Annotated in this window: 11 protein-coding genes; 3 read left to right on the forward strand and 8 right to left on the reverse strand. The window is 36.1% G+C overall.

Features of this window, described 5'->3' with window-relative positions; genetic code table 11:
* The first annotated feature begins 170 nt into the window (after positions 1-170).
* Positions 171-1,982, forward strand: coding sequence for a TonB-dependent receptor plug domain-containing protein (locus tag QWT87_RS01370; RefSeq protein ID WP_302712927.1), 1,812 nt, complete (start codon positions 171-173; stop codon positions 1,980-1,982).
* A gap of 73 nt (positions 1,983-2,055) precedes the next feature.
* Complete coding sequence (locus QWT87_RS01375; protein WP_076390320.1) at positions 2,056-2,772, forward strand: DUF2490 domain-containing protein; 717 nt, start codon at positions 2,056-2,058, stop codon at positions 2,770-2,772.
* Here QWT87_RS01375 and QWT87_RS01380 read toward each other — a convergent pair.
* The 4 genes from QWT87_RS01380 to QWT87_RS01395 all read right to left on the reverse strand — a co-directional run bounded on the left by QWT87_RS01380 (position 2,769) and on the right by QWT87_RS01395 (position 6,038).
* The gene (locus QWT87_RS01380; protein ID WP_302712930.1) at positions 2,769-4,820 is read right to left on the reverse strand and encodes a M48 family metallopeptidase; all 2,052 of its coding nucleotides are present in this window, start codon (positions 4,818-4,820) and stop codon (positions 2,769-2,771) included. The genes QWT87_RS01375 and QWT87_RS01380 overlap by 4 nt on opposite strands.
* A 20-nt stretch (positions 4,821-4,840) precedes the next feature.
* Positions 4,841-5,287 (reverse strand): phosphohydrolase, encoded by a 447-nt coding sequence (locus QWT87_RS01385; RefSeq protein WP_084196341.1) that lies wholly within the window; start codon positions 5,285-5,287, stop codon positions 4,841-4,843.
* A gap of 80 nt (positions 5,288-5,367) precedes the next feature.
* On the reverse strand, positions 5,368-5,700 hold the full coding sequence (locus QWT87_RS01390; RefSeq protein ID WP_185204464.1) for a YegP family protein: 333 nt from the start codon (positions 5,698-5,700) through the stop codon (positions 5,368-5,370).
* Between the two features lie 26 nt (positions 5,701-5,726).
* On the reverse strand, positions 5,727-6,038 hold the full coding sequence (locus QWT87_RS01395; RefSeq protein ID WP_116100076.1) for a hypothetical protein: 312 nt from the start codon (positions 6,036-6,038) through the stop codon (positions 5,727-5,729).
* Positions 6,039-6,192: 154 nt separating this feature from the next.
* Here QWT87_RS01395 and QWT87_RS01400 point away from each other — a divergent pair, with 154 nt between their 5' ends.
* Positions 6,193-6,597, forward strand: coding sequence for a DUF805 domain-containing protein (locus tag QWT87_RS01400; protein WP_302712935.1), 405 nt, complete (start codon positions 6,193-6,195; stop codon positions 6,595-6,597).
* A gap of 53 nt (positions 6,598-6,650) precedes the next feature.
* On the opposite strand, the gene QWT87_RS01405 is transcribed toward QWT87_RS01400, so the two are convergent.
* Genes QWT87_RS01405 through QWT87_RS01420 form a run of 4 tightly spaced genes read right to left on the reverse strand, consistent with a single transcriptional unit; the run spans position 6,651 to position 12,475 of the window.
* A complete protein-coding gene (locus tag QWT87_RS01405; RefSeq protein WP_087710017.1) occupies positions 6,651-8,429 on the reverse strand; it encodes an acyl-CoA dehydrogenase family protein in 1,779 nt (592 codons plus the stop codon).
* Between the two features lie 27 nt (positions 8,430-8,456).
* Positions 8,457-9,635 carry a thiolase family protein gene (locus QWT87_RS01410; protein ID WP_268053969.1) on the reverse strand — a complete coding sequence of 393 codons (1,179 nt, stop codon included), beginning with the start codon at positions 9,633-9,635 and terminating at the stop codon, positions 8,457-8,459.
* A 45-nt stretch (positions 9,636-9,680) separates the two neighbouring features.
* Positions 9,681-10,034, reverse strand: a complete 354-nt coding sequence (locus QWT87_RS01415) for a four helix bundle protein (protein WP_302712940.1) — start codon at positions 10,032-10,034, stop codon at positions 9,681-9,683.
* Positions 10,035-10,081: 47 nt separating this feature from the next.
* On the reverse strand, positions 10,082-12,475 hold the full coding sequence (locus QWT87_RS01420) for a 3-hydroxyacyl-CoA dehydrogenase/enoyl-CoA hydratase family protein (RefSeq protein WP_302712942.1): 2,394 nt from the start codon (positions 12,473-12,475) through the stop codon (positions 10,082-10,084).
* Between the last annotated feature and the right edge of the window lie 4 nt (positions 12,476-12,479).

Raw genomic sequence — 12,479 nt, forward strand, 5'->3', positions numbered from 1 at the left:
GAAAGCTGTTCAGAGATCTTATTACACATTTAATGAGAAAAAGATAATGAAATTACTTCCCAAGATGCGATTTTTCAGTCGCATCTTTTTTTATGACAACTATCATTTGGCTTTCTTCATGATCTCCAGTACTTTTGCGCTCACGAAACTAACTGAGAATAAAACTGATTATGATTAAAAGAATACTTCCTGTTTTTCTTGTAGGAGCTTTCTGCTTTACGCACGCACAGGAAAAATCTACCGATATTGAAACAATTGAGGTTCAGGGAAAACTTATTTCAACCCCTTACAAAACGGCAAACCAGAATATTACCATCATTACAAGAGAAGAAATCATCAATTCTCCTGCAAAAAGCATCGATGAAATTCTTCAGCAGGTTCCGGGAATGGATATCAGAAGGAGAGGAGCCAATGGAGTACAGAGTGATATCGGTTTTCGGGGAAGCTCTTTCGAGCAGGTTCTTCTGCTTTTAAACGGAATCCGTATGAACGATTCTCAAACCGGGCATAACTCCATGAATCTTCCGGTAGATCTTGATGATGTGGAGAGAATTGAAGTAATAAAAGGTCCTGCAGCAAGAAGATTCGGGCAGAATGCCTATGCCGGAGTGATTAATGTGATCACCAAAACAAATCCCGGAAAAAGAGTAAAAATAAATGCAGAAGGCGGAGATTATGAAACGTATGGTTTTGGTATGAACGCACAGCTTGGAAATGAAAAATTTTCCAATTCTTTACAGGCTAATTCTGCAAGTTCAGAAGGATATATGTACAATACAGATTATGAGATCAGAAATGTATTTTATCAGAGTAAACTGAATATAAAAGAAGGTGATATCAGGCTTCAGGCTGGTTTTTCTGAGAAGAAATTCGGAGCAAACGGTTTTTATGCATCGAAAGCAGCTACGGAACAGTATGAAGAGACGCAGGCTTCAATTGTAAGTTTAGCACATCAGCAAAGATTTGGTAAGATGAAGCTCAGTTCAAATGTCTACTGGAGAAGAGGGCAGGATATGTATCTTTTCAACAGACAAAAGCCTGAAATTTACCGAAACATGCACATCGGGAACAATGTAGGAGGAGAAGTAAATTCTACTTACGAATGGAGATTGGGAACAACAGGAATAGGAGTAGAACTAAGGAAAGAATTTCTGGTAAGTAACAATTTAGGAGAAAGAAACCGTTTTGTTTCACAGGTTTTCTTTGAGCACCATTTTGCTTTATTAGATAAAAAACTAAACATTACTCCAGGAATTTCCTGGGCAAATTATTCCAAAGAAGGAAACTTTTTCTATCCCGGTCTGGATGTAGGATTTAGCTTTAACCAAAACAATAAAATCTACGGAAATATTGCAAAAGTTCACAGGGTTCCTACCTTCACAGATCTGTATTATGTAAGCAAAACGGAAGTTGGAAACCCTAATCTTAAACCTGAAAGTGCGGTATATGCAGAAGTGGGATACCAATATCAGACGAAAAATATTCTGGCGAAAGTGAGCGGATTCCTTCGTGATTCCGGAAATGCAATCGACTGGACAAAAATTAAACCGAATGATGCAGTCTGGTATGCACAGAATATAGGAGATACCACTTTAAAAGGAATGGAAGCTGAACTGAATCACAGATTAACTGAATGGCTGAAATATACGGTCGGCTATACTTATCTGGATAACAAAGCGAATCAGTCTGATAATTTTGTAGCAAGATATGTTCTGGATAATTTAAAACATCAGTTTATTGCAAAGCTGGAAACAAAATTCCTGAAAAACTTTACCAATGAAGTAGTTTACCGTTATAATGAAAGACTGAATAACGGAAGCTACAATCTTCTGGATGAAAAACTGAGTTTTGCCAAAAAAGATTTTTCAGTGTACGTTTTGATCAATAATTTAACAAATACTTCATATACAGAAACTTTTGGAGTTCCAATGCCACAAAGATGGTTCCATATTGGTTTATCGTATACTATTAATATTAAGTAAATGTTAATTAATGATGAATTAAAGTTAATATTACGAAATTGTTAATTCATTTACATTTGCAAAAATTTTTTAGATGAAACTATTTGTGAGTTTGGGTTTACTTTTAGGGGTTACATTTTTTAAAGCACAGGAACATATTTCCAGCTTCAACGCACTCACCATCACTTACAAATTTCATCCTAAATTTTTCCTTTATCTGGAAGGACAGTCAAGAGGAATTGAAGAATATACATACCCCGATTACTACGAAATTAAAGGAGGATTGGGGTATAATCTTACCAAAAATCATAAACCTTTTATCGGTTTGGGAAGATATGCGACTTATAAAGATCGCTCTATCAACAAAGAAGAGTTCCGGGTATGGTTACAGGACGTAATCGATTTTAAAAAAGGAATTGTAAAGTTTGAAAACAGAATCCGTGCAGAAAAATCATGGTTTTATGAACCTCAGTCTGACAAAAATTCTGAAAGAATGCGTTACCGTTACCGTTTGAACGTAAGTGTTCCACTTAATGCAAAAGAAGTAAAGAAAGGAACTGTGTTTGCCAATGCATACGATGAGGTTTTTTTTGTAAGTCCTATGAAACCGACTTTTGCAAGAAACAGAGTGTACGTTGGCGGTGGTTATCAGATCGATAATAGTGTGGGAGTTGTTGCGGGATATCTTTGGCAGAGAGAATTCAATGCTTCCTCAAACCAGAATTTTCATTTCCTGTATGTTGCTTTAAACATTAATATCGACGGAACCAAACATCCTGTTAAAACATTTGAATATCCTGGTGCGGATTAATAAGCTTTCTCTAATCTTTTCTGATATTCAATAAGCTCTTCTTTAAAATCGGTATAGATTTTATTGATTGTGATCTGATATTCATTAATCAAAGAAAATAAAACATCCACTTCCTTCTGAATATATTTGTCATGATTGAAATAAATGTATTCAGAACTGATGAAATCTTTCATAAGCTGTTTATTTTCAATTGTTAAAAAGTCTTTGTATGCAGATTCTTCCGTAAAATGTTTCAGGATATCTTTAAACGGTTTTTCATTCTTTAGTAAAACAGCTCTGTGCTTACGAATTTCTTCCAATGGCAAAGTTACCATCATAAATTCCAGATGAGGGGTGAAATTATTGATAGAATTCTGAAAGACATCAAATTCTGTATCCAGTAAAGCAAATTTTCTGTATTTATCGGCTAAAATTTCTTTTTCGTGATCATCGGCGAGACTGTAAAAGTATCTGAAAACAAGAATGTCATTTTCGAGTAGATGCTTTTTAAGGATTTCAAGCTCTTCTTTAATTTTCGGAATTAAAAGTCCGGCTTCTTTTGATTTATATAATCTTCCTTTGTAGGTAAAGGTTTTAATAGCTTTCGGATTGGCAACCAGATAATCCAATGTATAGAGATCGCTTTCTGCTCCTGCTTTTTCATAAACCAAAGTAACTTTTTTATCACTGAAAAAATCCTGCTTTTCTGTAACTTGAGTATCATTTATAAGCTCATCAATATTTTCCAGAACAGGATTATGACTTTCATAATATCCGTTGAACCCCGAACTTATCAGTCTGTAAGGGTATTTTTCATTGTAAAGCTGAAGAAATAGATCATTATCATCAATTATCTTACCCGTATTTTTGATATTGTATAAAGTCAGATATTTACTCGTTAAAATTTTACATACTTCTGAATATCCGCGAATGATATTTTTTGCCAGATTATTGTTTTCCGCAGTATTTTTTGTTTCGTTTTTCCGGATCATTTCAATTCTTTTATCCGTTTCAGGATGATATGACCACTGATCTTCAATTTTTACGTTTGTTTTATTATATCGGGTTATATCTTCAAGATCAACTTTCGGAAGACCATGTTCAAAAAGATGATTATTTCTTTCGCTGAAAACCTTCATCAGCAAAGTCTGGTTTTCAAATAAATTTTCAGGCAAATATTGGTTGTTAGTGTCTGCATAAAACATAAATGCACTGTTGAACGCAGCATTGCTTAGTTCCAATCTTAATAATGAAGAAGCCTGTTCTTTGGGATTGGTAACGTACGTCGCCACTGCATCGGCATGAAATTCCATTTCTCTTCGTAAAGAAGCATTGTTTTTAAACAGAAAATCTGAAAACATCTTTAAAATATACTGAAAAACGTTTATAAATCCTACCGAAATAACTCCTGTGATCTGAAATGCCCAATGTCCTGAACCGTGCTTAATAGAATTTTCAAAATCTTTATTGTTATAAACCGTATCAAAAATAATTTTTTCAGCCTGATTCACGTATCCTCCAATTTTCATGCTTCGCTGCGAGAAATGTCCGAATTCATGCGCAAGAACGGTTTTAAGCTCACCAACTGTTAAAGAATTTACCAGTCCGATGCCGATGGTAAGATTTTTTTTAACGGGTAAAAACATACTCCAGAACGGAGAACTGTAACTTACACTTGCGTTAACTTCCGGCGACAAAAAAACTTTTCCGGGTGTGCTTACTTTTGTCTCACGAATAATTTCATCAATGATGCCAAAAAGTTCAGGCTGACTCTTTCTGTCGATTTCTATTAAATGTCTTGTGGTGTACGTATTTTTTTTGAAAATAAATTTGATGAGGAAATAAAAAACAATGAATCCTATACTTATAAGTCCCAAAGCAATAATGGCTGTAAAATAATTTGCATATAATGCGACAAGCCTTATCGCTCCATAGCCCAGCAGAAAAATCATCAGCAGAGAGATAAGAATCAGGATAAGGTATATAACAAAGAATAAAGATACCGAAATAACAGCAGAAATCAACTTAGAACGGTAAGTTGATGAAATAGGAGGAAGGTTATTAGTCATTGTGTGTTTTTTATGTTTTTCTAATATTTTTCAATCAGATAATGATAGGCTTTCAGGTATTTATTAAATCTTTTAATATCTTTTGGAGTGAGTTCCCGGTTAACCCTTCTCAGATCCATATTATCGCGCAGATCGTTTAATTTTACGGCAACCGCAAGAGGAGAACGTTCGGTTCTTCTTACGAAATCATCATAATCTTCATCAGGATCAAATTTTGTGAGGCAGCTTATCGCAAAAATAATATACTCCGGAAATCCCTGATCTCTTAAATAATCAAGGCTGAATTCCTGAGGATGATCTTCAACAACATCGTGTAAAACGCCTACAATTTTTTCGTCCATTGTTTTTCCGTATTCCATTACCCGCATAACGTGTGCAATGTATGGAGCGTGATATTTGTCGGTTTGTCCTTTATGTGCCTTATCGGCTATTTTTATTGCCCGGTGGAGCATTTCTTCTTTTGTCATTTTTTGTAAAGTAGATTACAAAAATAAAAAATGCCTCAAAACTATGAGACATTTTACAAAAATTATTTTAGGATATCTTTTTAATCGAGTTCTTCTTCCACGGAGGCGTTTGGCGCATTGTTTTTTACAGATTCAATGCCTTTTTCCATGCCGTTGTCAGATTCATACATCTGGCTGCTTCCGATAACCTGCCCGTTGGTAGCTTTCAGATTAAAATAAAAACGATCGTCTTTTGCGGTAAGTCTTTCAAATTTAGAGTCGTCCTGAGAGTTTTTTCTTACCGACTCAACACCATTCTGGCATCCTGCTTTAGAACTGTAACCTTCGCTGGAAAGAATTACCTGTCCGTTTGCCGCCTTTAAATTAAATTGAAACTCACCGTTTTTTCTTGTAGAAATAATAAATTTTCCTATGTGTATAATAATTTTTTAAAATTTGTTTATTTGGATGTTGAAGGAAGCTCTTTCTCCTCTTTTTTTGGTGCTTCCGGAGCAATAGAATTCAGCATTTTATAATCGTGATGATCTGTTTTGTTGTTTTTAAGACCAGAATACGCTGTTCCTTCTTTCGGTTTTGCAGAAGGCATTTTATACAAGTTTCTTTGATCCGATTTCTGCGGCGGTTGAATTGTCTTGGAATCCATTTTATAAATCCCGACAGAATCTGTTCTCGGAATTAAAGGTTTTCTGATTTTTTGCTGTGCTGAAAGTGAAGCTGAAAACAGCAGAATGGCTAATAATGTTATTCTCATTTTTTGTATTTACGTTAAAAGTATAAAAAATAATTGAATTTAAAAAAAGGTTAAATGTAATATTTCAAAGACAATTGAATTTTCTTTTTTATTACATCTGAAAAATTTTAATTGAAAAATCATTACTTTTGAAAACAACAAAAAAATTATAACTATGAAATGGTACTTAAAAGTATTAAAACAGTACGCTGATTTTAACGGAAGAGCAAGAAGAACTGAATATTGGATGTATCTTTTATTTAATCTGATTTTTGCAGTTATTGCTGCGGTATTAGATAATATTCTTGGTTTGAAATTTTCACCTGAAATTCCTTATGGATACCTTTATCTATTGTATGCGCTGGTAACTTTTCTTCCGGGACTGGCTGTTTCTGTAAGAAGATTGCATGACGTGGATAAAAGCGGGTGGTTCCTGTTTATTTCTTTAATTCCTATTATCGGGGGAATATGGCTTTTAGTGTTGTATGCGACTGAAGGAACACAAGGTAGAAATCAATATGGAGATGATCCTAAAGGAAACTATAACGAAATAAACGAAATTGGACAAAAACAATTTTAATAAAAAAAATCCCGAAAGTAATTTCGGGATTTTCTATTACATTCAAACTATTTTTAATAGTGTCCTTTCTCAATAAAATGAGCTGCCACTTTTTCTGTTAGTGCAACCACATTAGGATGGTTGGTGTACTTCGTGAATCTTCTTAATCCGGAAAGCATCATTCTCTGCTCGTCACCTTCTGCAAAAGAAACAATTCCTTCTTTTGCTGCAACGATGATTTTTTCAACTGCTTTGTATAGGTTTAACTGAGCCATTGCTGCTTCCACAGAATCAGGAGAGAAATGTTTTTCAACTCTTAAAACGGCAGATTCTGCCATATAAATCTGGTTAAGAATTTCTGAAGCGTTTAACAGTAAATGCTGCTGTTTTTCAATATCCATCATGTATTTCTGAAGCGCTGCTCCGGAAACCATTAAGAATACTTTTTTAAGATTCGCAATAATGGCTTTTTCTTCGCTCATGAAAGCTGAATAATCCGGAACTTCGAATGAAGGAATTCCCATCAGTTCTTTGCTGATTGCCATTGCCGGAGATAATAAATCCAATTCTCCTTTCATCGCTTTCTTGATAAGCATTCCAACTGCTAATAATCTGTTGATTTCATTGGTTCCTTCATAAATTCTTGAGATTCTTGAATCTCTCCACGCCGCTTCCATCGGAGTATCTTCAGAGAATCCCATTCCTCCGTACACCTGAATTCCTTCATCTGCTGAATGCTGAGATAAATCTGAAACGAAAACTTTAAGAATTGAACATTCTACAGCGAATTCTTCAACTCCTTTCAATTCAGCAGCCTGATGATCCAGTCCTCCTGCAACAAGTTCTTCGATTTTGTCTTCAATATTTTTTGCTGCTCTGTAAGATCCTGCTTCACTTACGAAAACTCCGGTTGCCATTTCAGCCAGTTTCTTTCTTATTGCTCCGAAAGTCGAAATAGAAACTCCGAATTGTTTTCTCTCGTTAGAATATTGAATAGAGTGGTTTAAAATTCTTCTCTGCGCATCCAGACAAGCCGCCGCTAATTTGATACGGCCAACATTCAGCGCGTTTAAAGCGATTTTAAATCCGTTGTTTCTTTCTCCTAATAGGTTTTCAACAGGAATTTTCATGTCATTAAAGAAAACCTGACGCGTAGAAGAGGCACGAATACCCAATTTGTGTTCTTCTTCACCAAAAGTAAGGCTTTCAGGATTTTCCAGTTCTGAACGGTTGATCACGAAACCTGTGATGTTTTTATCATCATCAATTTTGGCAAACAAAGTAAAAGTATCGGCAAATCCTGCATTGGAAATCCACATTTTCTGTCCGTTGATGATGTAGTGTTTTCCGTCTTCAGACAATTTTGCTCTTGTTTTCCCTGAATTGGCATCAGAACCTGCATCCGGTTCAGTCAAGCAATAAGCACCGAATTTTGTTCCGGCTGCTAAATCCGGAAGATATTTTTGTTTCTGAGCTTCTGTTCCGTAAAGAACGATCGGAAGGGTACCGATTCCGGTATGCGCTCCGTAAGCTGTTGCCAATGAACCTGTAACTCCGGAAATGTAATCGCAGGCAAGCATGGTTGTTACGAATCCCATTCCAAGACCTCCGTAATTCTCAGGAACAGCAATTCCCAATAGTCCCATTTCTCCAAGTTTACGCATTACTTCTTCGGTAAATGCATAATCTTTTTTTTCGAAACGTTCTTTTTGCGGAACTACTTCTCTGTCTATAAATTCTTTCGCAGAATCGCGAAGCATTTTTTGTTCTTCATTCAGTTCTTCAAGACTGAAAATTTCGTTTGCAGGAATTTCTTTAATTAAGAATTCTCCACCTTTTACTATATTTCCCATTTAATATTTGATTTTTTTCTTTTTTAGTTATAATAATTCAAAGATTGAAGCTGCTCCCTGTCCTGTTCCAACGCACATTGAAACCAAACCATATTTATTTCCGCGTTTTCTCATTTCGTCAAGAAGCTGAACAGTTAATTTTGTTCCGGTACATCCAAGAGGGTGACCTAAAGCAATCGCACCTCCGTTTACATTTAAAATGTCCGGATTTAAGCCTAATTCCTTTTTGATTGCTACTGATTGAGAGGCAAATGCTTCGTTCAGTTCGATAAGCTCAATATCTTTTAATTCCAGACCTGCCTGTTTTAAAGCTTTCGGGATTGCATAAATTGGTCCCATTCCCATGATTCTTGGTTCCAATCCTGCTGCGGCATAAGCAACCAATCTTGCTTCAGGTTCAAGTCCCAATTCTTTTACCATTTCTTCGCTCATGACCATTACGAAAGCTGCTCCATCACTCATCTGGGATGAGTTTCCGGCAGTTACACTTCCTCCGTTGGCAAATACAGGTCTTAATTTCGCAAGACCTTCAAGTGATGTATCTGCTCTCGGACCTTCATCTACTGAAAAATCAAACTTTTTAGTCTGCATTTTCTGGTTTTCGTCTAAGAAATTATATTCAACAGGAATCGGAACGATCTGATTTTTAAATTTTCCTTCCTGATTTGCTTTTAAAGCTTTCAAGTGAGATTCAAACGCAAACTGATCCTGTTCTTCTCTTGTAATTTTATATTGCTTGGCAACTTCTTCCGCCGTGTAACCCATTCCCCAATAATAATCAGGATTTGTTTTGGCAATCTGAGTTTCAGGAACCGGTTTGTAACCACCCATCGGAATGTAAGACATCGATTCCGTACCTCCTGCAATAATGCAGTCTGCCATTCCTGCCTGAATTTTTGCAGAAGCAATCGCAATCGCCTCACTTCCTGATGCACAGTATCTGTTTACGGTAACTCCGGGAACTTTGTCAGTGTTAAGCCCCATTAAAGAAATCAGACGTGCCACATTTAAGCCCTGTTCAGCTTCCGGCATCGCATTTCCTACGATAAGGTCATCGATTCTGTTTTTGTCTAATTGCGGAAGTTCAGCCATTAATTTTTCAATTACGGTTGCCGCCATTACATCGGGTCTTGTGAATCTTAAACTTCCTTTTGGTGCTTTACCAACGGCAGTTCTGAACCCTTTTACTATATATGCTGTTTTCATAAATTGTATAATGTATTATTGTATGATGTACAATGTATTTAAGTTTTAACTTGAATAAACTTTTTTCAGTTTAATAATCATATTTTGGATATACTGTATTTCAGTAAGAGTCTTTTGAAATTTATCCTCCGGAAAAAATTCACATTCTTTGGCGATTATGATTTGAGTCTCAAATTCAAAAGAAGAACCCAAAGCAATATTTAAAAAATGTGAAAACTGAGCTTTAGTATCTCTTCCAGCACCTTCAGCTATGTTTGAAGGAATAGAATATAACGATCTTCTGGATTGAGATATAAGACCAAATAATTCGTCTTTTGGAAATTCTTTTGAAAAAAAATAATATGTTTTGCAAAGTTGAATTGATTTTTTCCAAACTTCAAGTTGCCGAAAATCATGCATATTAAAATACTTTTTACGTTAATACTCTCTACATTTTACAGATAGATCTAATTTCTCAACGGTTTACCATTCTGTAACATATACTGAATTCTCTCCAGTGTTTTTCTTTCCCCGCAAAGCTGTAAGAATGTTTCTCTTTCGAGATTCAATAGATACTGCTCCGTTACAACCGTTGGTTCAGAAAGATTTCCACCTACCATTACGTTGGCTAATTTATCTGCAATTTTTTTGTCATGTTCAGAAATATAATTTCCGGTTAACATTTGGTCTGTTCCTACGTAGAACATTCCTAAAGCGTCTTTACCTAAAACTTTTACTTTTTGCTCGATAGGCTGCGTGTAACCGTGTTCTGCTAAACTTTTAGCCAGCATCTTAGCCGTTTTGATCTGGGTTCTCTTATCTACGGAAACAATATCTTTTCCATGTTCTAAAATTCCCATATCGTAGGCTTCATAAGCGGAAGTTGCCACTTTACCCATTGCGATATTCATGAAAGCCTCACGAAGTCTGTTGTTTTTCACGTCATCGCTGTGGAATTCTCTTGAAGTTCTTAACGTTAATTCCTTGGTTCCTCCACCGCCAGGAATTACACCCACTCCGGTTTCTACCAATCCGATGTATGTTTCTGCTGCTGCAACCACTCTGTCGGCGTGCATCGTCATTTCGCAACCACCACCAAGTGTCATTCCGTGAGGAGCAACAACCACAGGAATAGAAGAGTAACGAACTCTCATCATTGATTTCTGGAAATAAGCAATCGCCATATTGAGATCATCCCAATCCTGTTCGATAGCCATCATTAAAATCATCGCTAAATTAGCTCCTACAGAGAAATTCGTACCCTGATTTCCGACAACCAATCCGTCATATTCTTTTTCAGCTAAATCAATTGCTCTGTTTAAGCCATCCAGAACTTCCCCTCCTAAAGAATTCATTTTGGAACGGATTTCAAAGTTGATAATTCCGTCGCCTAAATCTTCGATGGCAGAACCTGAATTGCTCCACAGCGTTTTATTTTTTCTGATATTATCTAAAATAATGAAAGAATCCTGTCCCGGAATGGTGTTGTAAACTCCTGAATTTTTATCAACGTAAATACTTTGTCCTTCATCATTCACTTTATAGAAAGATTCAACGTTTTTCACCCAGTCTGAAACTTCGTAACCTGCTTCTTTAGCCAGTTCGATACCTTTTTGAACACCAACTGCATCCCAGATTTCAAAAGGACCGTTTTCCCAGCCAAAACCGGCTCTCATTGCATCGTCGATTTTGTAAACCTCATCGGAAATCTCAGGAACTTTATGAGAAACGTAGGCGAATAATGCACCCAAAGATTTTCTGTACAATTCTCCCGCTTTATCTTTTCCACCGATTAATACTTTGAATCTATCAATCGGTTTGTCGATATTTTTAGTTAATTCTAAAGTTGCAAAAGAAGATTTTCCCTGAAGTTCGTATTCTAAAGTATCCAGATTTAATCCGTGAATTTCAGATTTTCCTTCTGCATTTTTCACTTTTTTATAGAAACCTCCATCTGTTTTGGATCCTAACCATTTATTATCAACCATTTTCTGGATGTAATCCGGAAGGGCAAAAACATTATTGAAGTCATTGGCCTCAGCACCGCTTTGGCGAACACCGTTTGCCACCATTACCAATGTATCAAGACCTACAACATCCGCTGTTCTGAAGGTCGCAGATTTTGGGCGCCCAATTACAGGACCTGTTAATTTATCAACTTCAGAAACGGTTAACCCTAATTTCTGAACATTGTGAAGCAAATCCATCATAGAGAAAACGCCGATTCTGTTGGCGATAAATGCTGGAGTATCTTTTGCTAAAACGGTTGTTTTTCCTAAGAATTTTGCCCCGTAATTCATGTAGAAGTCGATAACTTCAGGAGCCGTATCGTTTGTCGGAATGATCTCTAAAAGAGGAAGATATCTTACAGGATTAAAGAAGTGTGTTCCTGCAAAATAATGTTTGAAATCCTCGCTTCTTCCTTCTGTTAATAAATGAATAGGAATTCCGGAAGTATTGGAAGAAATCAGCGTTCCCGGTTTTCTGAACTGCTCGATTTTTTCGTAAACGGATTTTTTGATGTCCAGTCTTTCAACCACAACCTCAATAATCCAGTCTGTATTTTTTATTTTTGGTAAATCATCATCAAAGTTTCCAACCTTTATTCTGTCTGCAAATTTTGGAGAATAGAGCAGTGCCGGACTTGCTTTTTTGAGTTTTTCAAAGTTTTCTGAAGCGATTCTGTTTCGTACCGCTTTGTCATCTTTGGTCAAACCTTTTTTCTGTTCAGCTTCAGAAAGTTCAAAAGGAACAATATCCAGCAACAAAACTTCTACTCCAATATTGGCAAAGTGTGCTGCAATACCGCTTCCCATAATTCCTGAACCAAGAACTGTAACGTGTTTGATTCTTCTTTTCATTTGA

This window comes from Chryseobacterium urinae, from assembly GCF_030518295.1.
In the GTDB taxonomy this organism is placed as follows: domain Bacteria; phylum Bacteroidota; class Bacteroidia; order Flavobacteriales; family Weeksellaceae; genus Chryseobacterium; species Chryseobacterium mucoviscidosis.

What these genes read in the sequence shown, in the direction of transcription:
- QWT87_RS01405 (WP_087710017.1), bottom strand. Translation starts at nt 8,429, where the DNA reads ATGGGAAATATAGTAAAAGGTGGAGAATTCTTAATTAAAGAAATTCCT.
- QWT87_RS01400 (WP_302712935.1), top strand. Translation starts at nt 6,193, where the DNA reads ATGAAATGGTACTTAAAAGTATTAAAACAGTACGCTGATTTTAACGGA.
- QWT87_RS01380 (WP_302712930.1), bottom strand. Translation starts at nt 4,820, where the DNA reads ATGACTAATAACCTTCCTCCTATTTCATCAACTTACCGTTCTAAGTTG.
- QWT87_RS01385 (WP_084196341.1), bottom strand. Translation starts at nt 5,287, where the DNA reads ATGACAAAAGAAGAAATGCTCCACCGGGCAATAAAAATAGCCGATAAG.
- QWT87_RS01410 (WP_268053969.1), bottom strand. Translation starts at nt 9,635, where the DNA reads ATGAAAACAGCATATATAGTAAAAGGGTTCAGAACTGCCGTTGGTAAA.
- QWT87_RS01415 (WP_302712940.1), bottom strand. Translation starts at nt 10,034, where the DNA reads ATGCATGATTTTCGGCAACTTGAAGTTTGGAAAAAATCAATTCAACTT.
- QWT87_RS01370 (WP_302712927.1), top strand. Translation starts at nt 171, where the DNA reads ATGATTAAAAGAATACTTCCTGTTTTTCTTGTAGGAGCTTTCTGCTTT.
- QWT87_RS01420 (WP_302712942.1), bottom strand. Translation starts at nt 12,475, where the DNA reads ATGAAAAGAAGAATCAAACACGTTACAGTTCTTGGTTCAGGAATTATG.
- QWT87_RS01375 (WP_076390320.1), top strand. Translation starts at nt 2,056, where the DNA reads ATGAAACTATTTGTGAGTTTGGGTTTACTTTTAGGGGTTACATTTTTT.
- QWT87_RS01395 (WP_116100076.1), bottom strand. Translation starts at nt 6,038, where the DNA reads ATGAGAATAACATTATTAGCCATTCTGCTGTTTTCAGCTTCACTTTCA.